General features: G+C 71.6%; 17 protein-coding genes and 2 pseudogenes. 4 read left to right on the top strand and 15 right to left on the bottom strand.

Annotated features, from left to right (window positions below):
- Window positions 1-577: 577 nt before the first annotated feature.
- Entirely contained in the window at window positions 578-5,992 is a 5,415-nt protein-coding gene (locus WMF11_RS42225; protein WP_437974798.1) for a hypothetical protein, read from the top strand.
- Window positions 5,993-6,283: 291 nt separating this feature from the next.
- Here the strand turns inward: WMF11_RS42225 and WMF11_RS42220 are convergent, their stop codons facing one another.
- Window positions 6,284-6,736, bottom strand: coding sequence for a nuclear transport factor 2 family protein (locus WMF11_RS42220; protein ID WP_437974797.1), 453 nt, complete (start codon window positions 6,734-6,736; stop codon window positions 6,284-6,286).
- A gap of 205 nt (window positions 6,737-6,941) precedes the next feature.
- On the opposite strand from WMF11_RS42220, the gene WMF11_RS42215 reads away from it, so the two are divergent.
- Entirely contained in the window at window positions 6,942-7,376 is a 435-nt protein-coding gene (locus tag WMF11_RS42215; RefSeq protein ID WP_437974796.1) for a hypothetical protein, read from the top strand.
- Here the strand turns inward: WMF11_RS42215 and WMF11_RS42210 are convergent.
- From WMF11_RS42210 to WMF11_RS42175, 8 genes and pseudogenes are all read right to left on the bottom strand, one after another.
- Window positions 7,366-7,983: a CAP domain-containing protein gene (locus tag WMF11_RS42210; protein ID WP_437904734.1), complete on the bottom strand. Its 618-nt coding sequence runs from the start codon at window positions 7,981-7,983 to the stop codon at window positions 7,366-7,368. The two genes, WMF11_RS42215 and WMF11_RS42210, sit on opposite strands and share 11 nt — an antisense overlap.
- Before the next feature lie 1,076 nt (window positions 7,984-9,059).
- Window positions 9,060-10,184, bottom strand: coding sequence for an alpha/beta hydrolase family esterase (locus WMF11_RS42205; protein ID WP_437974795.1), 1,125 nt, complete (start codon window positions 10,182-10,184; stop codon window positions 9,060-9,062).
- 215 nt (window positions 10,185-10,399) lie between these two features.
- Window positions 10,400-12,310: an aldo/keto reductase gene (locus WMF11_RS42200; protein ID WP_437974794.1), complete on the bottom strand. Its 1,911-nt coding sequence runs from the start codon at window positions 12,308-12,310 to the stop codon at window positions 10,400-10,402.
- Between the two features lie 190 nt (window positions 12,311-12,500).
- Window positions 12,501-13,490 (bottom strand): RNA polymerase subunit sigma-70, encoded by a 990-nt coding sequence (locus WMF11_RS42195; protein ID WP_437974793.1) that lies wholly within the window; start codon window positions 13,488-13,490, stop codon window positions 12,501-12,503.
- Entirely contained in the window at window positions 13,480-14,121 is a 642-nt protein-coding gene (locus WMF11_RS42190) for a glutathione S-transferase family protein (RefSeq protein ID WP_437974792.1), read from the bottom strand. Before WMF11_RS42190 ends, WMF11_RS42195 begins: the two co-directional genes overlap by 11 nt.
- Before the next feature lie 206 nt (window positions 14,122-14,327).
- On the bottom strand, window positions 14,328-15,503 hold the full coding sequence (locus WMF11_RS42185) for a WD40/YVTN/BNR-like repeat-containing protein (protein WP_437974791.1): 1,176 nt from the start codon (window positions 15,501-15,503) through the stop codon (window positions 14,328-14,330).
- 1 nt (window position 15,504) lies between these two features.
- Window positions 15,505-15,783, bottom strand: a complete 279-nt coding sequence (locus WMF11_RS42180) for a MoaD/ThiS family protein (protein ID WP_437545718.1) — start codon at window positions 15,781-15,783, stop codon at window positions 15,505-15,507.
- A 128-nt stretch (window positions 15,784-15,911) separates the two neighbouring features.
- Window positions 15,912-16,205: pseudogene (locus WMF11_RS42175) on the bottom strand (LysR substrate-binding domain-containing protein); the annotation flags it as partial.
- A gap of 5 nt (window positions 16,206-16,210) precedes the next feature.
- On the opposite strand from WMF11_RS42175, the pseudogene WMF11_RS42170 reads away from it, so the two are divergent.
- A pseudogene (locus WMF11_RS42170) lies at window positions 16,211-16,312 on the top strand (SDR family oxidoreductase); the annotation flags it as partial.
- 16 nt (window positions 16,313-16,328) lie between these two features.
- Here WMF11_RS42170 and WMF11_RS42165 read toward each other — a convergent pair.
- The 3 genes from WMF11_RS42165 to WMF11_RS42155 form a co-directional block, all read right to left on the bottom strand.
- The gene (locus WMF11_RS42165; RefSeq protein ID WP_437979390.1) at window positions 16,329-17,561 is read right to left on the bottom strand and encodes a flavin-dependent oxidoreductase; all 1,233 of its coding nucleotides are present in this window, start codon (window positions 17,559-17,561) and stop codon (window positions 16,329-16,331) included.
- A gap of 256 nt (window positions 17,562-17,817) precedes the next feature.
- On the bottom strand, window positions 17,818-18,213 hold the full coding sequence (locus tag WMF11_RS42160) for a hypothetical protein (protein ID WP_437974790.1): 396 nt from the start codon (window positions 18,211-18,213) through the stop codon (window positions 17,818-17,820).
- Between the two features lie 260 nt (window positions 18,214-18,473).
- Entirely contained in the window at window positions 18,474-21,821 is a 3,348-nt protein-coding gene (locus WMF11_RS42155; RefSeq protein ID WP_437974789.1) for a kelch repeat-containing protein, read from the bottom strand.
- Between the two features lie 841 nt (window positions 21,822-22,662).
- Here WMF11_RS42155 and WMF11_RS42150 point away from each other — a divergent pair.
- A complete protein-coding gene (locus tag WMF11_RS42150; protein ID WP_437904725.1) occupies window positions 22,663-22,971 on the top strand; it encodes a hypothetical protein in 309 nt (102 codons plus the stop codon).
- A gap of 6 nt (window positions 22,972-22,977) precedes the next feature.
- On the opposite strand, the gene WMF11_RS42145 is transcribed toward WMF11_RS42150, so the two are convergent.
- From WMF11_RS42145 to WMF11_RS42135, 3 genes are all read right to left on the bottom strand, one after another.
- A complete protein-coding gene (locus WMF11_RS42145; RefSeq protein WP_437979389.1) occupies window positions 22,978-23,445 on the bottom strand; it encodes a LysR substrate-binding domain-containing protein in 468 nt (155 codons plus the stop codon).
- A 67-nt stretch (window positions 23,446-23,512) separates the two neighbouring features.
- Window positions 23,513-23,971, bottom strand: a complete 459-nt coding sequence (locus WMF11_RS42140; protein ID WP_437904724.1) for an N-acetyltransferase family protein — start codon at window positions 23,969-23,971, stop codon at window positions 23,513-23,515.
- 53 nt (window positions 23,972-24,024) lie between these two features.
- Window positions 24,025-24,633: a GyrI-like domain-containing protein gene (locus WMF11_RS42135; RefSeq protein ID WP_437974788.1), complete on the bottom strand. Its 609-nt coding sequence runs from the start codon at window positions 24,631-24,633 to the stop codon at window positions 24,025-24,027.
- Window positions 24,634-24,951 lie beyond the last annotated feature (318 nt).

Genomic DNA, 24,951 nt, shown 5'->3' with positions numbered 1-24,951 from the left:
CTCCCCGTCTCCCTGTGAAAAATTCCTGCTTTTTCTTGTGGTTTCAACCCGTTTGTCGCTCTAGCGGTCCGCCTCGCCGAGTACGACGCCGAAGAGCTCAGTGCACCGAGGCTGCTCGACGGCCTGGCAGGCAGGTGTGCCGAGCGGTACAGGAGCGGGCGGCGAGCAGGTAGGCGTACGCAAGCCGTACGCAGCATCCGGCGAGGCCTCGGACCGGTTCCGCAAGACGGTCTCCGGTGTTCAGGGGTGGTCGAACCGGTTCCGTGGGATCGTTTCCGGTGGCGATGGGGCGGTCCAACCGCCCCCATCTCCCAGTGGACCGGCGAGGAGGCGTCACTCGTCGAACTCGATGGGGCAGGGCTCGCCGCCCTGCGGGAGGGCTGAAGCGCGAGCGGCGCTGGTCCCATGCCGTAGGCTTCGGAGCGCCGCCCGCCAGCGGCAATCACGGCGCACACCGCCTCTGCGAGGGCTGCGGCGCTTCATCGCCGATCGCGCGCTTGCGCTCGAACCCGGAAATCGGGTAGCCCGGTAGGTCACGGCGCGGGGCGTAAGTGGGCATGGTGCAAGGGTAATCGCCGTGGATCTCGACGCCTTCCCCGGGGCCGCCGCCCGCCGCGCGCTGCTCGCCGCGGCGCTCGTGCTCGCGTTCGGCGTCGCCCACGGCGTCCCGGGGGCACGCGAAGCCGCCGCCGCAGAGCCGCTCGTCTGGGTGGCGCCCGGCAGCGCCGGCGTCGTGCCGTGGAGCAACGGCCCGCAGCAGGGGGCCCCCGCTCCGGACGAGGCGCGCGCCGCGCCCGCCGCGGTCGACCCCACCGCGCCCGTCGCGCTCGCCGCGGGGCAGCTGCTCCTCGTGCCCGTGGAGCCAGGCGACCGGCTGGAGGTGCGCGGCGACGTCGCGGGGATCGGCCTCGGCTCCGGCGTCGGGAGCGCGCCCGATGTGATCACCTGGATGCCGCTGCCTCCCACCAGGGCCGGCGCGCGCGACGTCGCGGTGCCGACGTGGTCGAGCGCGCGCTTCGTCGTCGTGCGTGCGGCCGCCACGCGCGGCGCCGGGGGCACGCCGGTCGCCGTGCGGGTCGCCGCACGGGAGCGCGCGCCGCTGGCCTGGTACCGCCTCGACGAGGACGTCGCCGCCTGGCTCGGCGGCCGCGCGCCCGCGCCGGCCGCCGCGCCGGGCGAGGCGGGCGCGCTGCTCCGCTGGGTCGACGCCGCGCGCGCGGCGCTCACCGCCCCGGCCGCGGCGGGCGCGCCCTCCGCGCGCCTCGACCCGGCCGCCGCGCGACTCGCCCCGGCCGCGGCCGCATGGCTCACCGCGCGCTATCTCGAGGAGTCGCTGCTCCTCCGGCCGCTCGTCGAGCCGTACTTCGGGGCGCGCGGCGTCGAGCTGCGCGGAGGCCGCGAAGGCCCCGACCTCCCGGCCGTCGAGCGCGCCACGCCATGGCGCTCGCTCGGCGCCGGGGCGCGGCTCGAGCTCCGCGCGCCCGGCGCGGACGTGCTGCGCATCGCCCTCCGGGCGCGCACCTACGGGACCACGCGCGTCGTGGTGCGCGCCGGCGGCGCCGTCGTCCGGGAGCTCGTCGTGCGCACCGGGTCGCGCCTCGCGGACGCCGCGCGCTGGAGCGAGCCGCGGTGGATCCGGGTGCCGCTGCCGGTCGATGCGCGCGCGGCGACCGTCGACGTCGTCGAGGGGGAGCTCGCCGTCGCCGCCAGCGGCTACCAGCAACGCACCAGCGTCGCCGAGCTCCTCGCGCCGCAGCGCGACCGCGCCGGCCTGCTCGAGCGCGCGGCGCGACGCGATCAGGCCGGCGACGGCGATCGCGCGCCGGTCCACGCCGAGGCGCCGCGGCTCCTCGCCGCCGCAGACCGGGCCGCCGCGCCGGACGCCGCGAAGGCCGCGCTCGACCTCGCCGCGCGGCCGGCCGTGCCGCCGCCGCTCCGGGCGCTGCTCCTCGCCGAGTCGGTGCGGTGGGCGCCCTCCTCCGGCGCGGCGTTCGCGCGCGCGGCGCAAGCCTACACGGCGGCGCAGGCGTCGGTCGCGGCGAAAGGTGATGCGGCGGCGCAGGGCCGCGCGGCGGCGGGCGCCACGTCGCTCCAGCGCGCCATCCTCGTGCGGCTCGCCGCGGCGCACGCGGAGCCCGGCGCCGCGGACGCGCCCTGGTCCTGGCCTGCTGGACCCGTGCCCGCTCAGCCCGGGGCCGCGGCGCCGCGCGAGCCCGCCGGAGCCCGCGCGCACCCGGACGACGTCGCGGCCGTGTCCGCGCTTGGCGCGGCGATGTCGCCGCCGCGCGACGGCCGCCGGCCAGCGGGGGCGCCGCTCGCGGAGCGTTACGCGCTCGGCCATGGCGATGTCGAGAGCGCGGCGCCGCTCGCGCGCACCGCCTGGGCGCGCGAGGCCCCGTGGGACGCGCTCGACATCCCCGACGGCGTGGCCGCGTGGAGCGCGATCGCGCAGCCTCGCGACGCGCTGCCGCCGGCGGGAGGCGGCACACCGGGGCGCGCCGCCGCGGACGGCCTCTGCGAGGTGGACGCGGAGTCCGGGCTCCGCTGGACGCTCCTCGACGCCGCGCGCGCGCAGATCGACGTCGAAGCGCCGCCGGGGGCCCACGCGCGGGTGCTCCTGCGGAGCGCCTCGAACCAGGTGGTCCCCGAGTCGCCGGTGCTCATCGACGGCGCGCCGGCCGCGGTGCACGGCGGCGCCGGGCTCACGTCGGTCGTCGCCGTGGCGCCCGGGGCGCGCACGTTCCAGCGGCCGGCGGGCGCTCCGCCGGTGCTCGCGCGCATCCCGCGCAGCGGGCGCGCGCCGTGCGCCTCCCTGCGCGAGATCGTGCAGTGGGCCTGGGTCGATGGCTCCGCGACCTTCGCGCTCCCCGACCCGGAGCGCGCCACGCTGGCCCGCGTCGTCCTCGCGCCGCCCGCCGTGGCGGGCGAGGCGGCGCTGGCGTCCGGAGCGCAAGGCGCCGCTGCGCCGGCGCCTGGAGCGCAAGGCGCCGCTGCGCCGGCGCCCGGAGCAGCGGCGCCGGCGCCCGGAGCGCGAGGCGCGCCGCCCCCGGCGGACGGCCCCGCACGTGTGCTCCGCGTGCGCGCAGGCGCCGCCGTCCACGAGGCCTGGGTGCGCGCCGGCGCCACGGGCTCGATCGAGGTCCCGGTCCCCGCCGGCGCGCATGAGCTGCGCGTCGAGACCGATGCGCCGACGCTGCTCCGCGCCTCGGTGCGCCTGCACCCCGCCGCGCCCGGCGCCCCGCGCGCCGTCACGCCGGTGCGCCCGCCGGACGGCGCGCCCGTCGACGGCACGCTCGAGCAGATCCGCGGCGCCACACGCGCCCTCCGCGCCGCGCCCTCGCCTGCCCGCGCCGCGCTCCACACGCAGCGCGCCGCGGCGCTCGACGCCCTCGGCTTCCCGGCGCTCGCCGCGCTCGACCGCCCCGCCGAGGAGGATCCCTGGGACGCGGCGCACCTGCCCGGCGCGTCGACCGCGGGCGCGCCGCCGAGCACCGTCTTCACCCTGCCGCCGGGCAGCCCGGTGGCGGTCCCGCTCGGCCTGCCCGCGCGCGTGCCGCCGCTCCCGCTGCCCGACGACCGCGCGCCCCTCGCTGCCGCGCGCGCCGCGCGCCTCAGCGTCGACCCGCGGCGCGGCGTCGCGCTGCTCGCGGGCCCTGCGGGCGACAGCGCGGGCGCGGACGCGCTGCTGCTCGGCCTCCTCGCCGAGCGCTCCGGCGAGGTGCAGCTCGCCGCCGACGCCTTCACCCGGATCGGGCTCGCCCACCGGTCCGCCGCGGCGCTCGCCCGTGCTTCGAACCTGGCCACCGACGTGGCTTCCGCCGCCCCGGCGCCCGATCGACGGCTCACGCTGCGCGCCCTCGTGCTCGCCGAGCTCGCCGTGCAGGAGGCCGCCCGCGAGGCCTCCGCCGGTCAGCAGGGCGCCGCGCCCGCAGCCTCGGGGAGCGCCCCGCAGCGCCCGGCCGTCGCTCCTCCCGCCGGCGCCGCACCGCCGCCTGTCCAGCTCCCGCCGGCCGCCCTCGCGCGGCTGGCGCCGGTGACCGGCTGGACCGTGCCGCCGCGCGCCGATGCCACGGCCGGCACGGCCACGCTCGAGATCCGGGCCAGGGCCGATCGCGATCTGCCGCTCCGCGTGCGGGTGCGGCGCGCGCTCGTTGATGCGCCGGAGGCGTCGCTCCTCATCACCGACGGCGCGCGCGCCGAGTTCCGGCTCGACCGCGCCGCGCCGGGCGCGATCGCGCTCGACGGCGTCTGCCGGGCGCTCGACCGCGAGGAGACCCCCTGCGCGTTCTCGATCGCGCTCGACGGCGAGCCGGTCGCGTGCTCGCCGGCTTCCGCGCCGATGGCCGACCGCTGCGTCGTGCAGGTGCCGCGGGGCAGCCACCGCATCGAGGCGCGGCCTCCGGCGGACCGGAGCGTCCTCGGCTGGATCCGCGCGACCGCGGCCGGCGCGGCGCAGCCCTTCTCGGGCCGCGTCCTGTCGACATGGAACGACATCGACCCCGCGCGCCCCCTGGAGCTCGCGTTCGTCGGCCCGACCGTCGTGCGCATCCGCGCCCGCGCCGCCTACGAGTGCGCGTCGCCCCGCGCGCGCGCCGCGCCCGCGGACGGCGGGGATCCGGCTTGCCGTCCCGAGGTCGCCGCGGCCGCGCCCTCCGGCCAGCTGCGCTTCTCGGTGGCGCCGCTCGACGGCGTCGGCGGCGAGTCCGGCGGCGGCGGCGCGGTGGAGGAGGGGACCCTCGCGCTCGACGCCTCGGAGGACCGCGCCGCGCGTCGCCTGGGCGTCACGCGCGAGCCGTTCTTCTGGCTCGGCGGCGAGGTCGAGTCCCGCGTCGCCGTCCTCCCCGAGGGCCCGCATGTGCTGCGCGTCGCCTCGCCCGGCGGCCGGGCGCTGCTCCGCGTCGAGCTCGCCGTCGCGAACGGCGCGCCCCGCCCGCGCGTGCCGCCGCCCGCGCCGCCGCCGCTGCCCGCGCCGATCGCGCCCGCGGACGAGCCGCTTCGTCCGGCGCCCCCGGTGGGAGAGGACCCGGACCCGGGGCCGCTCTCCGTCGGCGGCTACGCGCGCCTCGTCGACAGCGAGCTCGCCGAGGAGGACGCCCGTCTTCCGGTCCGCTTCCTCGAGCTCGGCCTCGACGTGCACCGCGAGCTGATCGAGCGGCGCGCCTGGATCGCGGCCGCGGGGTTCGGGCGCCTGCGCGACGGGCCGGAGAGCTTCGGCGCGGAGGCGCGCTTCGACCTGAGCTCGAGCGGCTGGGTCCCCGGCGGTTCGCTGAGCGGCCGCGTTGTGTTCCAGCCGGACGCCAGCGACGCCATGGGCGCCAGGGCGAGCGCGAGCGCGTTCTGGTCCATTCCGCTCGGCGAGCTCACGCTCTCGCCGTGGGCGGGCTTCACGTGGCTCATGGTGGACGAGTCGCTGAGGGGCTTCGTCGGCGCCGACAAGGACGTCTACACGCCCTACGGCGCCACGCACGACACGCAGGCCTCGCTCGGGGCGCGCCTCCGGTACCGGCCGTTCGTCGACGCGCTCGTCACGGCGGGCACGTCGCTGCGCCTGAGCCCGGTGCCATCGGCGCTCGACCGCATCGACGCGACGCTCGACCTCGACGTGCTCCCCGGCCGTGGGCTGTGGCCGTGGATCCAGCTCGGCTGGCTCGCGAGCTACCGTCCGGTGAACGAGACGCGCGACGAGGCCTTCCTGCGCGACGCGTTCACTGCGGGGCTCACGTTCTGGAGCTGGCTCGCCCGCGGGCACCGGGTCTCGCTCGGCGCGGAGGGGACGTTCCTGTTCGACCTCCCGAGCCCGGCCGAGACCTCGCCGCGCGCCTCGCCGCGCGTCTCGGGGCTGGTCTTCCTCCGCTACGACTACACCGCCCGCCGCGGCCTCCGCGACTTCCCGCCGGCGTCGACGCCGTTCCGCGACCGGCAGGAGGAGGGGAGTGGGCGCATCATCGAGCGCGAGCGACCCGCCGTCGAGCCCTCGTGGGAAGAGCCGTGAAGCAGGTTGCCCTGCCGGCCCGGGCGCGCGCCCTCTCGCCGCAGCACGCGTGCGCCGCGTCCCCCGCGGATTGACCGGCTCGTAGCGCAGGCCGCCACAGGCGGCTGCAGTGATACCCAACGAGCCGCAGATCTGTGCGATCGTGCGACATCGACCAAACCGCAAGAACCATTGAAAGTGAACAAGTCGAGCGGGAACGCACGAGCATGACACTCAGCAAGCTCTCGATTCCACTCTTCTGGATATCTTCGAGATCATCGATCGTCTCATGTGCGCCGATTGAGCTCGCGTCTATTTCTTCACCGTTGAATGCACGAAGTGCAGCTTCCATTCACTCCCAACCTTCTTGAAGATCGCGCTCTCCAGAAAGTCGCGTGTCATGGTGCTCGCGTCGCTCTGCGTGAACTTGCCATGGTTGATGTAGATCATGCTCCCTGAGTTGTTGTCGACGTCGATCTTGACATCGTCCAATGAAAAAGTGGCTTTGGCTATCGGGGATCCATTGATGATCGCGATCAGTCCGTCGTTGTCGATGATCTTTCCGTTTTCGTAGATGACGAAGTCGGGCGTCGTCAAGGTCTTCATTCGTGCGAAGTCCCTCCGGGTGACGCAGTCGAAATACGACACGACGACTGCCTTCAGCTTTTCGGGACCATCGGGTCGATTCGGCTGACAAGCGGACAACGCGCCGGCGAGCGCCAGGGGAATGAACGCTGCTTTCATGAATGCCGTCGACATTGCCATCGTCGAGAGCTGGTATCAATAGATATTCCCGGCGGCCGTTCACGGGGGGGAGGCGGTGCGGGCGCGGGCCGCGGCGCCGCTCGCTTGCGCCCCGTGACTTCCAGGCAACCTATCACGCCATGCGTACTGAATAGATCGGCGGCAGGTTATTGGCGACGGTCGTCCAGCCTTCTCCGCCGTCATCGCTCACGTAGAGCTGAGCCCGGTGCCGTCGGCGCTCGACCGCATCGACGCGACGCTCGACCTCGACCTGCTCCCCGGCCGGGGCCTGTGGCCGTGGATCCAGCTCGGCTGGCTCGCGAGCTACCGGCCGGTGAACGAGATGCGCGACGAGGCCTTGCTGCGCGACGCGTTCACCGCGGGGCTCACGTTCTGGAGCTGGCTCGCCCGCGGGCACCGCGCCTCGCTCGGCGTGGAAGGGACGTTCCTGTTCGACGTCCCGAGCCCAGCCGACACCTCGCCGCGCGCCTCGGGGTTGGTCTTCCTCCGCTACGACTACACCGCCCGCCGCGGCCTCCGCGACTTCCCGCCGGCGTCGCCCTCTCGCCGGACGGCGCGTGGGCCGCGCCGGCGCGCGATCAGCGCGAGGACGCCGCCCTCGATCTCGGGCGCGGGGCCCACCCGCGCTCTCAGCGCGTGAAGTTTTGGACGGCCCAGACTTTGCCGCTGCTCGTCGTGTAGAAGCCGCAGGCGACTTGGGTGACGGAGTCGTCGGTCATGTTGATGAAGTGGCCGTGCGTTTCGTAGCAGTCGCCGGTGCAGTTTGCGGTGGGTGGCGGGCCTTCGTCCCACATCTGTTGCATGCACAGGCCGATGACTTGCTTGTTGGAGGAGTAGCCAGGGCAGGAGTTTTGCGCGCCGCCGGGCTGACAGATTTTTGCTTGGATGCCGGCGTGAGCCATGTTGTGATCGGCGTCGTATTTCGCCATCTCGTTGGCGCAGGCTTCGCCGTCTTCGCGGCGCTTGAGCGCCGGCAGGCAAGCGCACTGCGTGAGGAACTGGTTGATGCGATTGACGCAGTCTTGCGCGAGGTCGCCGGTGCTCGGCGGTGGGTCCAGCTTGCAGGCGAGGTTCTTGACGCAGGCCCCGCCGCCGCCGGTTCCGCCGCTCGCTCCGCCGGCTCCGCCGCTCGCCCCGCCGGCTCCGCCATCCGCTCCGCCAGCTCCTGCCGACGCTCCGCCGCTCGCTGTGCCCGCGCTTTCCGAGGAGCCGCCGGCTGGCTCGCCGCCCGTCGACGCTCCGCCCATCGCGTCTCCTCCTGTCGTTGCGCCGCCATTCGTCGCATCGCCGCCGGGGCCCGTCGCGCCTCCGTTTGGTTGGGTGACGCCGCCAGTGCCGCTCGTGCTCGGGGCGCCCGCGGCGGCGCCCCCTGCGCCTCCTGAGCCGCCGGGCTCGTCTGGTGAGCTGGAGCAGGCGAATGCGAACGCGAGCACGCTGAAGGAAACGATACGCATACCTGCAACTGTGCAGCTGCTGCGACTAAACGATCAAGTAAAAGCGGGATGACGCGAGACGTTCGAAAATTCTGCTGCGTTTGGACGAGGTTCGCTTCCAACCGCTCGCTTCGTTACGGACAGCTCTTGATGTCGACAGGCGCCGCGTGGATTTCTTTAGCAGCTCCCGCCCCCCGCCAGCAGCGCGCGGGAGTTCGTGAGCGGAGGGTCGGTCCTCTATCTCGGGCGGCAGTTCCGGCTCCGCTTGCTCCCCGAGCAGGACCCGCGCCCGCTGGCCCTCCGCGGCGGATGGCTAGAGCTGCCGCTCCCTCGGGGGCTCGCCTGAAAGTCAGACCGCTATGGAAGACAGCGACATCATCACGCTTGATGGCTTGGACCAGGTGCGAAGCATTACGGCCCGCACCGCTCGGCGCGTTCTTGTAACAGGCGCCTTGTCCTGCCTTGCTGTCGCTGCCTTGATGGCGGGGTTTGCTTATGCCCTGTTTGGGCCCGTGCGCGTCTTCATTGCATGCATTTCCGGCGGCCTATTTGTTGTTATTGGCCTATCTCATGTCGTTCATTGGGCGCGACACTACAGGGCCCTCATGCGCCAGCTTGACGAGCTGGAGCATCGAATCAACAAAGGCGAGATCATCCACGGGTCGCAGGTGCAATTCACTCATACCGCTAGGGGCCTGACGATTCATTCAAGCCGACGCCGCTTCGCGGCGCGGCTTGATTCAGGCGTTGGGCCGGAAGAGCGCGGGGACGCCGGCACGATCCCGAAACAGGCGGCAGCGCATCGAAGGGCCCGGCAACAGGGCGGCGAGACGCTCGACCGCCACCGCCTCCCCATCGTCGTTGCGCCCGACGCAGTCCTCGACTCGAGATCAGAATTGCGTGATGAATTTCCACGCCTCGGGGGCGTTCCAGCTCGTCGATTGCCCGGGGTCCTTCGGCTCCCAGCCGTGCGGGCCGTCGAACACGCAGTACTTGGTGGGGTGACCTGCGGAGCAGCCCTTGTACTCGGTACACGTGTGGGGCTGGCCAGCTGCCGGGAAGGTGGTCGCCGACGGCTCCTCCATGCAGCCGTTGACCTTCGCGAATTCGGCTTGTTTGACGCGACCGCTGGTCGGCATGGGGGGGCCGCTGCTGTCACCGCTGGCTTGCGACGCGTAGTAGGCGATCGGCTTGGTCAACGTCGCCGTGCAGGAGCCCGTGAGATCTGCCCCCGAAAAGAAGGCGACGCCTCGGAACACGTCCGCGCGGGTGCAGGCGAGAGCCAGCGACATCGCTCCCCCGAAGCTGAAGCCGGTGGCGAAGATCCGCGTTTTGTCGATGCAGAGATCTCCCTCGAGCTCCTCCAGGATCGCGTCCGTCAGCTCCACGTCCGACTTGCTCCAGGAACCGGCGCCGTTCGCGGCGTCCGGCGCGACGAAGATGGTGGTAGCTCCAGCGTCGAGCGTCGCCATCGTGAAGTAGTTCCGGTTCGCCACCGACATGGCGGAGGAGCCGGACTCCGCGAAGGCGAACACGAGCCGATACGGATTGTCCTTGTCGTAATCGCTCGGCACGCGAAGGATGTACTTGCGAGAGGCGCCGCCGAACGAGATGTCGATCGTGCCGTTTTGCAGCGTCTTCGCTTTGCCGCAGCCGGCGCTCTTGGCCGCGTCCGTGCCGGTCGCGCCGCCTGCGCTGCCGCCGGCTTGACCGCCACCACCGCTCGCCCCCCCCATGCCCGCGCCACTCGCGCTGCCGCCCTCGCCGCCGCTGGCACCGCCGGAATCGGAGCCACCCGACGCGGCGCCCGCTCCGCCCGCGCCCGCGGAGCCGGGCTGGCCATCGCCCGGGGTGCTGCCCGCGCTCTCGGCGTTACCACCGGCGCCCGCCTGCGCTTGGCCGCCCGCGCCTGCGACCCCCGGTTCTTCCGACGGAGGGGTGCTGCTCGACGAACAAGCAACACCCGAGAGTGAGAGCAGGGCGAGGACCAGGGAGGAGCAACGGGCGCTTGTCATCGGTGACTCCGCGCGCGCGAAGGGCGCGACTGGGACTCGACCCTAGCTCATGGCCTCCCGACCAGCAATGGATTGAGGCGCGCCGGTTCAGTTGTGAAGCAACAGCTCAAAATAGGCGCGTCACCATACCGGCCGCGACCGTATCGCTCGGCGCGCAGGTAAAAGAAGCCGGGCGCGTAGGTAGAAGGCGGGCCCACGCTCTTCATCGCGGGCGCTCACTCGCCTGGGAAGAGCTCCTCGGCCGTCATGTACTTCGCCCCGAGCGCTTGCGCGAACTCCCGGTCGCTTTCCATATCGCCGACCATGACCAGGTGCTCGCGCGCGAGCTTGTGGCGCTGGATCAGCGATATCCCGAGCCCCGGCAGGGGCTTGCGGCAGAAGCAGCCGACCGGAAACGCCGGGTGCGGGCAGTACACGACCTCGGCCACGGGCAGGCCGAGGAGCTCGATCGTCCGCGAGAACGCGGCCAGGACAGCCTCTTCGGTCACCGATCCTTTCGAGATGCCGCTCTGGTTCGACACGAAGAAGAGCGTGTATCCGTCGTTGATCCAGCGCTCCAGGGCCGCGCGCCGACCGGGCAGGAGCGCGACGTCGTCGGGGTCGCGCGGGTAGATTTCGCCGCTCTTTGTCGTTCGCAGCGTGCCGTCCACGTCGAGGAGCAGGCCCTTGCCCGTGAAGAGCGGATCGACGCGCCGGGCAAACGGGATCTCCTCGACCACCGAGAAGCCCTCATCCACGTGCGGCGCCTCGAAATTCGCAGCCCACCGCGAGAGCGCCTGCGGCGGCGGCAGGTTGGGATCCTCCTTGCCGAGCGCCTTCATGTCCTCCGGCCCGAGCAGCTTGCCGTAGCGCTCGAGGACGCGGAGGACGACGTTCGCGTAGGCCTCGTTGATGGGCGTGGCCAGGTACCGGCACCGGACCGGCACGCCGTGCGCGTGCGCCATCCGGAGCACCGCATAACGCGACGCGCGCGTGCCGTACGTATTGTCGAGGACCACCCGCGTCTGCCCCGAGGAGAGCAGCTCTCCGAGCTTCTTGACCACGCCGTCGAGCGTGCCGCCGAGCTCATCGCGGTTCAGGCGCGCGTACCCTTTGGCCGTGTAGCGGGCGACCTCCGACGATTTGCCTGCCCCTTGAATTCCCATGATCACGACCACCTCGGGCGCATCGCCGGGGCCCTCTCCGGGCTCGAGCTTGCGCAGACCGGCGGGGATCACGGGCGGCGCGATCGACGCCAGCACATCGGCCGTGGGCGCAAAGCTGGTCTTCGAGAGGTCGGCTCGATCGCGCGCGCCAAAGGGGACCCGGAGCGCGCGCAAGCAGGACTCGACGCTCTCCCGCCTGGTCGCCCCGAACAGGGGAAGGACCGGGGGGCCGAGATCGAGCAGGGCCGCGAGGGCCGCCTCCTGGGACGTGACGCTGTGCCGCGCGGCGATGGGCTTGATCGCGCGGTTCTTGAGGAGGCTATCGACCTTGGCGTGACCGCCGAGCGGCCGGTGGGCGAGGAACGGGATGCCCATTTGCTTGGCGAGCTCGAAGAGGCCTCGGGCTGCGCTGCCGCGATCGAGGACGCTCAGCTCCTCCTGGAGGGCCCGCACCGGAAAGTGCCGCTGGGCCTGGCGGACCTCTGCGATGGAGGTGTTGCTGAGGCCGAGGTGCTCGATGAGGCCCTCTTTCTGGAGCTCGGCGAGCGCGGCGAGGCTCTCTTCGAGGGGGGTCCTGGGGTCGGTCACGTGGAGGAGGAGCATGAATATCCGCGAGACGCCGAGCGCCTTCAGGCTGCCCTCGACCGTGCGGCGCAGGTGGTCGCGGCCGCCGTTCGGGGCCCATCGCCCTTTGGGTCGGGTGAGGCCCGCCTTGGTGATGACGCGCACGTCGTCGCGCGGGCCGGACCACGCGTCGAGCGCCTTGCGGACGAGGCGCTCTCCATAGTGGGCCTCGCGGTCGGTGAGGCAGTAAGAATCGGCGGTGTCGAGGAGGCGTATGCCTCGATCGAGGGCAACGTGGATGACGGCGGTCGCGTCCTCTTCGGAGGGGCGCCCCTCCGTGGCCAGCCGGAGCAGGCCGAGGCCGAGGGGGAGGTCGAGGTGGCCTAGGACACCGTAGGGCGAGGGGGCGGGAGTCACGGAGACGATGACGTAGCCAGGTCCGCGGATCGATGCAAGCGCCAGCGCTGATGTCGTGATGTCGCGAGGGCTCGGCGGCGCGCGAAGCGAGCGGCCCTCGACGGGCCCGCGCTGCGCGCCGCGATGGCCGAGTTCGTGGCGCTCGTGCTCGCCGGTACGCGCGCGGCGCCTGGTAGCAGCATGGGCTCGCTCACGAGGTGGGCAGCTCCGACGGCACGCCGAACAGCGGGTACACCTCGGGCAGCATGAAATGGTCGACGGTCGCGATCGCGCCGTCGCGCGTGGTGACGAGCTGAATCGCCGACAGGGTGTGTGGCGCGCCGGCGGCTCGGGGACGATAGAAGGCCAACGCCGGTTGTCCGTTCGCGGCGATGCGCAAGTGCAGGAATTGCCGAGGGACGATGCTGCCGAACATCATCCGGTAGAAGCGCTCGTTGGCGGCGCGCCCGGAGACCCAGGTCGGCGCCGGCGGCATGGTGGTGCGCATCTCTTCGTGGAACAACGCGACCAGGGCGTCCAGGTTCGCCTCCTCGAAGGCGCGCACGTACTGCTCGAGCAAGCGCGGATCCACCTGCGTGGTCGTCGCGATGTCGACCGGCTCCGCCCCGCCGAGCTTGCTGCCGATCGCGCTGCGGGCGCGGAACAACGCGCTGTTCGCGGCCTCCACGCTCGTGGCGAGCGCCTGCGCCGTCTCCGCGGCCGACAGCCCGACAACGTCGCGGAGCAGCAGCGTCGCGCGCTGCAGCGGGGACAGGCATTGCAGGGCCGCCACGAAGGCCAAGGCCACGCTCTCCTTGAGCGCGTAGCGCGCCTGGGGATCGCGCTCCTCGACGCCTTCCAGCCAGGCGCTGGGCATCGGCTCCAGCCAGACGGGCTCTTCGACGCGGGGCAGCGGGGGCCTGGCGTCCTCCGTCGCGGGGAACGCGTCCGTCGGAAACAGGCGCCGTGGCCGGCGCTTCAGCTCGTCCAGGCAGACGTTGGTCGCGATGCGGTAGAGCCACGGCTTGACCAGCGCCTCGTCCTCCAGCGAGTCCTTGGCGCGCCAGGCGCGCAGCCAGGTCTCCTGCAGCACGTCGTCGCCGTCGTGCGCGGAGCCGAGCATGCGGTAGCAATGCAGGCGGATCGCGCCGCGCAGGGGCTCGACCGAACGCAAGAACGTGGCGTCGTCTTTAGGCGGCATGGGGCCTCATGGCGGCCTGGGCGTCGGCGAGGGCGCGGCGCATGCTATCGCGGCCGAGCACGCGCGTGAGCCACGACTCGAGGTGCGGAAACCCGGCCAGCGAGAGCCCGCACAGGGGCGCCAGGCTGTAGTGCGACGCGAGCGCGAAATCGGCGAGCGAGAGCGATCCGGCCAGGTAATCGCGCCCGGACAGCGCCCCATCGAGCACCTTGCTGAGGTGCGCGAAGTCGGCGCTGCTGGCGGCGATGACCGCCTCGTTGGGCGCCCCCTGGCCGGTCAGGCGCTTCACGACGCGCTCGAACGCGACCGCGGTCATGGCCGGTCCGAGGTGGGCGAGCTGCCAGGCCAGCCAGCGATCCAGCTCGGCCTGGGCGCGCGCCGTGGCCGGCACCAGGCCGCCGCCGCATTTGGTGGCCAGGTAACGCATGATGGCGGTCGACTCCCAGAGCACCAGGTCGTCGTCCACCAGCACCGGGACGCGCCCGTTCGGGTTCAGCTCGAGAAATTGGGGCGCGCGCGAAGCTCGTTGAAACAGGTCGACGTGGACCGGCTCGAACGAGACGCCGAGCTCGTAGGCGACGGCACGGACCTTGCGGCAGTTGGGAGAAAACGCGAAATCGTAAAGTTTCATGGCAGTCTTGTCCTCTCCCCTCCAAGACTGCCGCCGGGGCCGAAACTGTTCGGGGGCCGCGAAGTTTTTTCAACCGCGGCCGGCCGGCCGGCGCGCCCGCGCCCGGTCGGGCCAGGTCGGACGCCCCGGTCAGCTCCAGCAGTGCGGACAGCTCCGCCTTTTGCGTGGAGCTATCTGTATACCGCTTTCCCTGGCCAACCAACCCATCACGCCATGCGTACCGAATAGATCGGCGGCAGGTTATTGGAGACGGTCGTCCAGCCCTCTCCGCCGTCATCGCTCACGTAGAGATTGCCCGTGGTGGTGCCGAACGCGACAGTGCCGTCTTTGTTGGCGAGCGCGTGGCGGTAGATGACGTCGTAGGCTTGCTCCTGGGGCAAACCCCTGCGGAGCTGCTCCCAGGTCTCACCGCCGTCCTTCGTGCGAGCCACGAAGAGCGCGCCGTCGACGGTGATTCGCTGCATGTCCGATTTCCCGGGGACGACCCACGCCGAGCGTCCGTCCTTCGCGTCCGCCGTGATGGGGAAGCCGAAATGAACGCCTTGCTCCGGGCGGCTCACCTTGCGCCAGCTCTTTGCGCCGTCGCTGCTGTAGTAGATCCCGACGTGATTCTGCTGCCAGATATGGTCGGGATCGCCCTCGCATTGCTCGATGTAATGCGTATCGTGGCCCCACTCGGCGTCCGGTTCGGGCGTGTGATCGAGCCGCATGCCGCTGTTGCGCGGTCGCCAGGTCTCTCCACCGTCCGCTGTTTCGATGACGCCCGCCGTGGACACGGCGATGAGCATCCGCTTCGGGTCACGCGGGTCCACCACGATGGAGTGAATGCCGGGGGCGAACTCGCCACCCTCGGAGGCCGGCGTGCCAAACCATTTCGTCTCGCCTTTGCCCTCGCCTGTGAACAGGTCGCCGCCGCGTGACTCGTGGTTCCAGAGCGGCCGGTTGAGCTCGAAGGAGCCGCCGCCGTCGCGGCTGACGAACAGGCCACCCGGAATGGTGCCCACGTAAACCGCGCCGCCCGGGCCGAAGCCGATGATCCAGAGCTTCTGTACCGTGGCCGGGCGCGTGACGATCTTGATGCCGACGCCGAAGTCGCTGCCGGCGTCTTCGTACATGTCCTGGCCGATGTAGCGAGCGCCCTCGGGATACTTGATCTGGGCGGGGTTGTCGTTCCAGGTCTCGCCTTCATCCGTCGACACGGACAGCTTGGCCCCCCAGTGGCCGAAGCCGAGCAGCGCCCAGAGCTTGCCCGTGTAGGGGTCGCGCGCGACATAGTTGACGCCGCCGCCGGCGTGGCCCGCGAGGCGCGGCTTCCACGAGCCGTTCTTTTTCTCGACGATGAATGTGCCTTTTCGCGTGCCTACCAGGATACGGCTTGCCATTTCACCCTCCGCTCAACGCTTGCAGAATGTGGACCTCGTCGTCGGCAGCGACCGCGTCTGTGAGTCCCTTGCGGTCGCGGATCATCTGCTTGCCGACGAAGATGTTGACGTGCGTCCGCAAGCGGCCGCGCTCGTCGCAGATGTAGAAGCCGATGCCGGGCGCGAGCCTCTCCAGGGCCGCCACGACCTCGCCTGCCGTCGACGCCTCGACGAGGAGGTGTTGACCTTCGAGGTGCGGGAAGAAGGTGAAGAGATGGCGCGTCAGGTGGACAGACGGCATGGTGGGCTCATCCTACTCCCGAGCTTGCCGCGGGTCAATTGGTTCTGCCAGGCCGGCAGGCGAGACGCAGCCTCACGCAGCCACACGCAGCCACACGCAGAGCCCCGATGTTCTCAGGGCCCAGACATTCACCTTCCGAGGCTTCTGTCGAGCGAAGACGGAAGCTCAGGGCGACAGCATCCTCGGTCGATACCCTCCTTCATCACGTCGTCATGGATGTGGCTCGCGAGGTGCTCGATCAGCGCCCGGACCGCGGGCGGTAAGCCGCGGCGCGAGGTGAACACGATGTGGACGATGCCCTCGGTCACGTACCACTCGGGGAAGACGCGGACGAGCTTGCCAGCCCTCAAGTCCGCCGCAGCGATGTGATCGGGCAACAACGCCACGCCCAGCCCTGCGATCGCCGCCTCTCGCAGGGCGGCGCTTGCCGGAAGAGGTGGCCAAGGCCGCCGTCTTCCTCGCCTCCGAGGACAGCAGCTTCATCAACGGAACCGAGCTCTTCGTCGACGGCGGCATGGCGCAGGTCTGAGCGCTCGGCGCCTGGTTCACGCCGGCGCGAGGGGCTCCGAGGCGCGCTTCAGGCCGGTCAGCACCCTGTAGCGGGCGGCGATGGCCTCCAGCTCGCCGGGGGCGAAGACGTCCTCGATGCGGTCGAAGCCGTCGGGCGCGCGCTCATAGGCGATCTGCAAGCACTGCTCCGGACCGCTGCGGCGATTGGCCGCGACGATGGCGGCGGTGGCGGGCAGGCGCTCGGCCTCGTAGGCGGCCAGCGCTTCCACCGGATCGGCGTGGGCGGCGAGCGCGCGGACCAGGGCGCGGGCGTCCAGGATGGCCTGGCTCGCCCCGTTGGAGCCGTTCGGATACATGGGATGGGCGGCGTCGCCGAGCAGCGTCATGCGCCCATGGCTCCAGCGCGGCAGCGGATCGCGGTCGACCAGCGGGAACTCGTAGATCGCCTCGGCGCTGCGGATCAGGTCGGGCACATCCAGCCAGCCGAAGCGCCAGTCCTCGAACCTGGGCAGGAAGTCGGCGGGGTCGCCCCGCCGGTTCCAGTCCTCGCGTCGCAGGCTCCTGGCGAACGCGAGATCGGCGGCCCAGTTGATCCTCTGGCGGCCGTCCGGCCCCGGTGGGGAAATCGGATAGACGACGAACTTCTGGTCCTGATGCCCGGCAATGATCATGCTGGCGCCGGTGAGGAAGGGCGCCGCCAGGCTGGTCCCCCGCCAGAGGATGTGACCGCCGTAGATCGGCGGCCCCTCGTCCGGATAGAGGCCGGCGCGCGCCGCCGAGTGGATGCCGTCGGCGCAGATCAGGAGATCGGCAGAGACCTTCCACGCCGCGCCCTCGCGGTTGAGGAAGCGCGCCACGATGCGGCCGTTGCCCTCTTCGTGGCCCGCGAGGCGCCGATCGCAGAGCACCCGGTCGGGGCCCAGCCGCTCGACGGCGGCGTCGAACAGCACGCCTTGGAGGGCGCCGCGGTGGAGGGAGAGCTGCGGCGTGGCATGACCCGCGAAGCGGCCGCGGGGCTCGTCCCAGATGCGCTGGCCGAAGCGGTTGAAATAGATGAGCTCGCGGGTCGCCACACTCTGGGCCAGCAGGGCCTCGAGAAGACCCAGCTCGCCCAGCACCTCGGCGGCGTGGGGCAGGAGGTTGATGCCGACCCCGAGCGGCAGGATGGTGGGCGCCGCCTCGAACACCGTCACCTCATGACCCGCGGCGTGCAGCGCCAGCGCCGCGGCCAGGCCGCCGATCCCACCGCCCGCGACGATCACTTGCATAAGTCCTCCCGTTGACATGCGGCTCGACGCCGCCCCGTGTTGAAGCCGCCGCTCTCGATAGCCGGCACGGCGGCCGCCGTGCATTAAAACGGGCGCGCCGAGCGGTCCACAGCTCCTTACCACGATGGCCTCGCCGCCGCGCGATCACAGCACGTACCTGGCGTCCAGCGCCGTGCCCGATCCGAGCCGCTGGGAGTCTCCTCCCCATCAGGTCCTGAACGTCGTCGAGCAGGAGGCTTTCGGGATCACCCGCAGGCTACATGTCCGAGAACTCGATCCTCTCGGCTTCGAGGAGCAGCGCGAGGTTCGCGGGATCGGTGCGTGACGGCGCGAAGCCGATCCACCGGAGGCCGCTGGCCCTCGCCCTTTCCCATGTCGCGCGGCATGCCGCGAACCATTCACGAATGAACTCGTCCTGGCTATCTCGGAACATTTCCGGCCGGTACATCATGGATCGATAGGCCATGAGCATCATGATCTTCGTGAACGTGGACATCTCGACGTCGCGCGGTTCCTCATCCGACCACATCAGGATCCCCTTGCTCAGCTCGTAGCCGACCGTCGCGTTGGGATCCTCCGTGAGCGCCTCGATCTTCGCCCGATCGGCAGGCGGGAACAGATCGTTCGAGTCGCTGTCGAACACGTCGTTCATTCGATGAGCGTATCCAGGTGTCCATCCCGCGTCCAGGGACCGCGCGCCTCCGCTTGGCGGCCGCGCGCGTGACGCAGCGTGCGGCCAAGGACGCCGGCGAGAGCCTGCGGTGGAGCTCTCGCTCGTCGAACGGCTCTCCTCGTATGTCGTGGGGATCGACGTGGTAGCCGGTGTAGGACGTCCCGAAATGGGACCCTTGATGTGAGCTCTCTCCGGGCGAACGCGACCGCTACCGCATTCGGCCCGCGCGAGCAGGCGAGTCACCTTGCGGAGCACCCGGTGCGGCGCCGGGCGCCCCGCGCCCCGAGCAATGCGGCCAGCAGGAGCCAGGGGGCCGCCGAGCCCACCGGGCGCGGTGAGGCGCTGCACCCGCCGCTGCCGCCGCCCGCCGGCCCGCTGGATCCCGGGCTGCCGCCGGCCCCAGCGGCGCTGGTGGAGGCGCCGCCCGTGCCGCTGGCGACCGCGGCGTCTCCACTGCCGCCGGTGCCGCCGCCGCCCGCTCCGCCCTGGCCCCCGGCTCCGGGCGCCGCGCCGCCGCTGCCTCCAGCGCCACCCGCGCCACCTGCCCCGGTGGCCGCTCCCGTGCTCGCCGTGACGCCGGCGCCGCCGGTGCTCGCGCTGCCGCCCGCGTTCACCCCGCCGTCGCCACCGGCGCCACCGGAGCCCGCTTCGCCACCGGCGCTACCGGAGCCCGCTTCGCCACCGGCGCCACCGGAGCCCGCTTCGCCACCGGCGCCACCCGAGCCGCCCGCGTCGACCGTCACGCAAGCACCGCTCTGGCACACGCCATCTCCAGGGGAGATGACACCGGGCGCATACAGCAGCACGTCGGCAAAGCCACACCAGTAAGCGTCGTTCTCGCAACCACCCAGGACGAGCACACGGCCATCCGCGAGCTGCGTCACCGTCTCCAGCCTCCTCGGAGAAACAGGCATCGGCACGTCCCACGTCCAGCCGACGCCGCTGGTGAGGTCATCGCGCCCGTCCGGCGGCCCCGCAGGGGCCCAGGTGTTCGTCGCCGGATCGAACAACCGGCCACCATCACGCGTGCCGACGACGAGCACCCTGCCGTCCTGGAGCAGCGTGGCCGTGAAGAAGCCGAGTCGCAAATCGAGCATTGGCGCGGTGGGCGCCCAGGTGTTCGTCGCTGGATCGTAGATCTCGGAGCTGGCCCAATCCGGAATACCGCCGAGGACGAGCACCTTGCCGTCCTGGAGCAGCGTGGCCGTGTGCCTGTCGCGGCGCTCGGGCGCCACCGTCGCTCCGGTCACCGTCCAGACGTCGGCCCTCGGATCGTACCGCTCGGCCGAAGGCCCCTGGGCAGCGTCGCCGGTGCCGCCGACCACGAGGACCGTGCCGTCCTGGAGCAGCGTGGCCGTGTGATATGCGCGCGGCTGCAGCATCGGGCGGACCGCCGTCCACGTATCGTTCGCTGGATCGTACCGCATCGCGCTGTCGAAGCGGGGATCGCTCGCTCCATACCACCTTTGCACGTGGCCCGCGAGCCCTCCGGTGACCAGCACGGTGCCGTCCTGGAGCAGCGTGGCCGCGTGCCCGCCTCGGCCGGTTTCCATGGGGGAACCGGCGGTCCACGCGCTCGTGGTGGGGTTCGAGCACGGCGCGCCGTCGGGCAGCCGCGGCCCCGCCTGACACGCGCCTCCAGAGCCAGCATACCGGTCGCAGAAACCTGGCTGATGACAGCCATTGACAGCCGGACAGACCGTCGGAGCACCGGTCGTGCACACGCCTGCCTGACACGCGCTGTCCGTACAGCGCTCGCCGCACGGGGTACCGTCAGGCAGCGGAGCGTCGGCGCAGAGCCCCGTGGCCTCGTCGCACGCGGCGGCGTGACAGGCGTCCGTGGCCGTGCACGAGACCGGCGTTCCGACGCAGGCGCCCGTCTGACATGCGTCGTCCTGGGTGCAGAGGTCGCCGTCGTCGCACGCGGTGCCGCCGGGGGCAAGCGCGGGGATGCACTGGCCGGACGCCGGATCGCAGAGGCTCAGCTGACACGTGTCCGCTGCGGCGCAGGCCACCGGATCGGCGCCGGCGCAGGCGCCCGCCTGGCAGGTGTCGATCCGGGTGCAGGCGTCGCCGTCGTCGCACGGCGCGCCGTCGCTCGCCGGCGCGCCCGCGCCGGTGCAGGCGCCCGCCTGGCAGGCGTCGCCCTGCGTGCAGGCGTCGCCGTCGTCGCACGGCGCGCCGTCGCTCGCCGGCGCGCCGTCGCAGGCGCCCGCCTGGCAGGCGTCGCCCTGCGTGCAGGCGTCGCCGTCGTCGCAGGCCGGGCCGGTGACCGGGGCGCAGACGCCGTCCTGGGCCGCGCCGGCCGCGACCGCGCAGGCCTCGCACGCCCCGTCGCAGGCCGAGCTGCAGCAGACGCCGTCCACGCAGCGCTCGCTGCCGCCCCCGCACTCCGCCGCGGAGCTGCAGGGCTCGCCGGGGCGGCGGCGCTCCAGGGTGAACAGCTCGGCGCTCGCGATCGCGACGACGTTGTCGCCCGTCGCGCCGTCGTGGTCGCCGATGAGGCCGCCCGCGAGGAGGACCCTGCCGTCCAGGAGCAGCGTCGCCGTGTGATGGCCGCGCGGGGAGAGCATCGACGGGCCGGCCGTGAAGCGGCCCGCCGTGGGCTCGTAGATCTCGGTGCTGTCGCGAAGACGAACGCTCGGGCAGGGCCACGCTCCATCGTCGCAAGGGAGCATGTAATCGATGCCCCCCGTGAGCAGGACCTGCCCGTCCGGGAGCGACACGGCGCGCTGCCCTGAGAAATTCCAGACGCCAAATGAGGGGGTCGCTCTGGGGACCGGGGTCCAGGAGCCCGTCGCAGGATCGTAGATGTCGGCGCTGAGCAAGGTCTCGGGGCCTAGGTCGCCGGCGCCGGCCACGAGGATCCGGCCGCCCGGCAGCAGGGTGACGGTGGCCCCTGGCATGCGCATATCGCCTCGAGCCCCCGTGGTCGACCAGGCGTCGCTCGCAGGGTCATAGATCTGGCCGCGGTGCTCGCCATAGGGACCCTCGTTGCCATCGAGGAAGACCCTGCCGTCGGCGAGCAGCGCGGCGCCGTCGCTGTTGCCGTACCCGCCGCGCGGCAGCCTGGCGCCGAGGTGCCATTCGCCGGTCACGGGATCGTAGATCTCGCAGGTGAACGTCGCCTCTTCGCCCCCTCCTGCGACGAGGACCCTGCCGTCGAGGAGCCGCGTCGTCGCGTGCCGCCAGGGGCGGGGCAGCGCCATCGGCGGGGTGGCGGTCCAGGCATCCAGCGCAGGGTCGTAGAGCTCGGCCCTGAGCTCCGGGCTCCCGCCGACGACGAGCACCCGTCCGTCGGCGAGCAGGGTCGCCGTGTGAAGCTGGCGGATCGTGCCCATCGAGGCCGCCGGCGCCCACGTGTCCGTCGCGGGATCGTAGAGCTCCGCGCTCGCCTCGCCGGTGCCCCCCGCGACGAGGACCCTGCCGTCGAGGAGCCGCGTCGCTGTGTGGTACGCGCGCGCGACGCTCATCGAGGCGGCGGCCCGCAGCGGGAGCCGCGCCTGCTGCGCGACGCCGGGAGCGCCGCGCTCGGGCTCTCCCCCGGCGCAGCCCGCGACGAGGGCGAGGCTCAGCAACAGAGGCACGAGGAGCGCGGCGCGCCCCCCGCACCGGGCGGCGAGATCGCGCGCGCTCCGCCGACGTGGAGCCCAGGACGGTGATCGAGGACGGCCCATGGTTTCGCCTTTTTTTGGCGGAGAGCTCACGACATACCGGACGGACAGACCTTCGCGGCCGACGCCGCGCTTCGCGTCTGGTGCGCGCGCCCGCCCCTGAGTTCACGGCGCGCGCGTTGCGATCGCGGCTCTCGCCACGCGGTGGCCCGGTCAGGAGCGTCGACGGCGGGACCGTCGAAGTCGCGCACGGCGTCATCACCCAGAGGTCGCTGCAGTGGGCGTCGCGGGGGCCCTCCCGCGTCCGGCTGAACGCGATGAGGCGCCCGTCGGGCGACCACGCCGGGTCGCTCTCGTTCGCGTCACCGCGCGTGATCTGCCGCGCCTCACCCCCGCCGGCAGGGACGAGGAAGAGGTGCGTCCGGCGGTCCAGCACGAACCCCACCCCATCGCTCTTGTACAGGGCCCTCGTCACCACCCGCGGAGCCCCCGGCGGCGCATCGGAGGCGACCTTCGCCGAGAGGACCAGGGCAGCGCCGTCAGGCGACCAGGCGGGGATACCTGCGCCCGACTTGAGGTCGGTCAGCCGCTTTGCCTCGCCGCCGTCGATCCGGACGGAATGGCACTCAGGGAACTGCGCATCTTCCCGACATGAGCGCCGACAGGCTCATGCGCTCGTCGCGGTCCACGGCGAGGGTGACGGGCTCGCCTTCAGGCGCTCGGCCTCGTCCAGGGGCGCCGCCGCAGCTGGGGGAGCGCCGCGCTGCAACGGAGAGTCTTCGCCTGCGCCACCGATCTGTCACGAGCGCGGAGCATGCTGTGGAACATGCGGAGCGACCCACCTGCCACGCTGGGACGACACACCGTGACCCTGTACGTCGGGCCGGCGGAGGACGAAGGCCCGGAGGCCAGCGAGTCGTCTGGCGAAGCCATCTGGTTCGACCGCCGAGATCCACGATCCATTCGCCGCGCCCAGGAGATCCTCAAGGACCGGCTGGGACTCTCGGTCGCACCGACGCTGTGCGACGAGCCTTCGCCTGGCCTCGGGGCAGCGCTGGGCCGGATCCTCGCGGCTCTCGTCGACTGGTGGGCGCCGGGCTCGTGGTCGCCTGAGCGGTATTGACGGCGCTCATCCCTCTGCGAGCGCGAGAGGCCGCTGGGCGATGACGTCCACGAGGTGGTCGCGCAGGGCTGTCACCTTGCGCGGCACGTGCTGAGCCGGCGGGTAGACGAAGAAGAGCGTTCCGACGGTTTGCTTCCAGCTCGGAACCACCCGTACCAGCCGCCCCGCGAGCACGTCCTCGTGTGCCAGGTAGCCGGGCAGCACGGCGAGCCCCGCCGCCATCCGCACCATGCCGTGGGCAAGCAGCAGATCATCGGTGGACACGCGAGGCGACGGCGGGCCTTGCAGCTCCTTCGGCAGGCGGCGCATGTCGGAGAAGGACACCCAGCGGTGCCTGGCGCAGTCGGCCAGCGAGCGCGGCGCACCGAATTGCGCGACGTAGCTGGGCGCAGCGAAGATCCCCAGACCCACGGCGCCGAGTCGGCGCGCCACCAGGCTCGAGTCCTTGAGCCTGGGAAGTAGCGTCGCGCCCAGCGGATCCGCGGTTCACCTGCGCATTGTGCCGCCGTCGCTGGACGCGACGGCCAGCTCGAACGTCGACTCACACACGCTTCATCATGGCTCGCTCGCCCGATTCGCGAGACGGACCGACGTCGATGAAACCGTGGCGGACGTACAGCGAGATGGCGCTGAGATTGTCCTGCTTCACGTCGAGGCGGAGCTCACTTCCGCCCTGCTCGCGTGCCCACCGCAGGATCTCCTCGACCAGTGCATCTCCGACGCCGCGGCCGCGCACCTCCGGCGCTACCCACATGCTGATCAGCTCGTAGGTGCCTTCGAAGGGCGCGCCTGTAGCCATGCCGACCGGCTCGCCGTCGACGTAGGCCACGAGGTTGCGGGAACCAGGCAGCTCCAGGCGCGCGCGCCAGCGCGCCTCGGATGCATTTTCCCATTCCTCGAGCGTCGAGCCGAAAGCATGGGGAGCGTCCGCGAGCGCGCGCAGCCTGACGTCGCGCCATGCGGCCCAATCTTCAGACGTCAAGGCCCGCAAGTCGATCACGTGAATCCCTCATGTGCTTGTGGCGAACTGCCCGAGCCGAACGTTCGAGGCCATCACTCCATGGGTTGGCGGATGATGGTCTTCCACTTGGCCGGATCGGCGCGGCGGATGTCGCTCAGATACACCTCGTGGTGCTTTCCTGCAAGCGCCGAGCGCGCGCCGATAAAATCGTGGACTCGCTGAATGGTCGGCCCTTCTTCCGTAAAGGGGCCAATGTGAAGTATCTGGGCGCACGACCCTTCGGTGAAGCTCTCCAGTCTGAGCGCGTCCAGCGCGAGGAGCGCCTTCTTTCGCCTCACCTCCGCCATGGCCGCCTGAATCACCGCCTCCCCAACGAAATGAGGCTGCATGATCATCATCGTCCATTTCCATCGTGACCTGTCGTTGGAGGTGAAGACGGACATGTCGTCCGACCACCAGAGGCCTTCGAGGGGCATGACCGCGTAGTCGATTCCTCGCGCCCCCTTCTTCACCATGAACTTCGTCGTGTAGGAGACGGAGAACAGCGCTTCCACGGCCTCGGCATACTCCCGTGATGTGTTGGGATCGCCCTTGCCGTCGATCATGAGGAACTGAAACGTCGGCACGTCAACCTGAACCACCTCCTTCGCGGATGCCTGGTAGAGATGTTTGAGTTCCCGCTTGAGATCGACTTTCGACATAAATGCACCTGATGATAGCCAACGTGTTGCGCTTCAGCTAGAGCGACAAACGGGTTGAAGCTACGAGAAAAAGCAGGAATTCCACAGGGAGGCGGGGAGCGAGAGACGGCAAGAGGGAGAACTTCATTTTCTTCTCTTCCTCCCCGCCTCCCCGCCTCCCTGTGAAAATTCTCCGGGTTTCAACGTGATCGGTGTTCTAGGGAGCGTCAGCGCCGTGGGCTGCAAGCGGCGGTCAGGCGCCTCTTGCTGACCGGCAAGGCTTCTTCAGAGCGGGGTACGTCGACGCAGGATGCGCCCGGCTCGTCCACCGGTCGGCAT

The organism is Sorangium sp. So ce295 (assembly GCF_051527405.1).
GTDB classification, from domain to species: domain Bacteria; phylum Myxococcota_A; class Polyangia; order Polyangiales; family Polyangiaceae; genus Sorangium; species Sorangium cellulosum_B.
The sequence above is the reverse complement of the archived record's forward strand: the minus strand, read 5'-3'. Positions and strand labels throughout refer to the sequence as shown.

What these genes read in the sequence shown, in the direction of transcription:
- WMF11_RS42160 (WP_437974790.1), bottom strand. Translation starts at nt 18,213, where the DNA reads ATGAACGACGTGTTCGACAGCGACTCGAACGATCTGTTCCCGCCTGCC.
- WMF11_RS42205 (WP_437974795.1), bottom strand. Translation starts at nt 10,184, where the DNA reads ATGACAAGCGCCCGTTGCTCCTCCCTGGTCCTCGCCCTGCTCTCACTC.
- WMF11_RS42165 (WP_437979390.1), bottom strand. Translation starts at nt 17,561, where the DNA reads ATGCAAGTGATCGTCGCGGGCGGTGGGATCGGCGGCCTGGCCGCGGCG.
- WMF11_RS42180 (WP_437545718.1), bottom strand. Translation starts at nt 15,783, where the DNA reads ATGCCGTCTGTCCACCTGACGCGCCATCTCTTCACCTTCTTCCCGCAC.
- WMF11_RS42135 (WP_437974788.1), bottom strand. Translation starts at nt 24,633, where the DNA reads ATGTCGAAAGTCGATCTCAAGCGGGAACTCAAACATCTCTACCAGGCA.
- WMF11_RS42190 (WP_437974792.1), bottom strand. Translation starts at nt 14,121, where the DNA reads ATGAAACTTTACGATTTCGCGTTTTCTCCCAACTGCCGCAAGGTCCGT.
- WMF11_RS42150 (WP_437904725.1), top strand. Translation starts at nt 22,663, where the DNA reads ATGCTGTGGAACATGCGGAGCGACCCACCTGCCACGCTGGGACGACAC.
- WMF11_RS42185 (WP_437974791.1), bottom strand. Translation starts at nt 15,503, where the DNA reads ATGGCAAGCCGTATCCTGGTAGGCACGCGAAAAGGCACATTCATCGTC.
- WMF11_RS42210 (WP_437904734.1), bottom strand. Translation starts at nt 7,983, where the DNA reads ATGGGCGGAGCGTCGACGGGCGGCGAGCCAGCCGGCGGCTCCTCGGAA.
- WMF11_RS42195 (WP_437974793.1), bottom strand. Translation starts at nt 13,490, where the DNA reads ATGCCGCCTAAAGACGACGCCACGTTCTTGCGTTCGGTCGAGCCCCTG.
- WMF11_RS42220 (WP_437974797.1), bottom strand. Translation starts at nt 6,736, where the DNA reads ATGGCAATGTCGACGGCATTCATGAAAGCAGCGTTCATTCCCCTGGCG.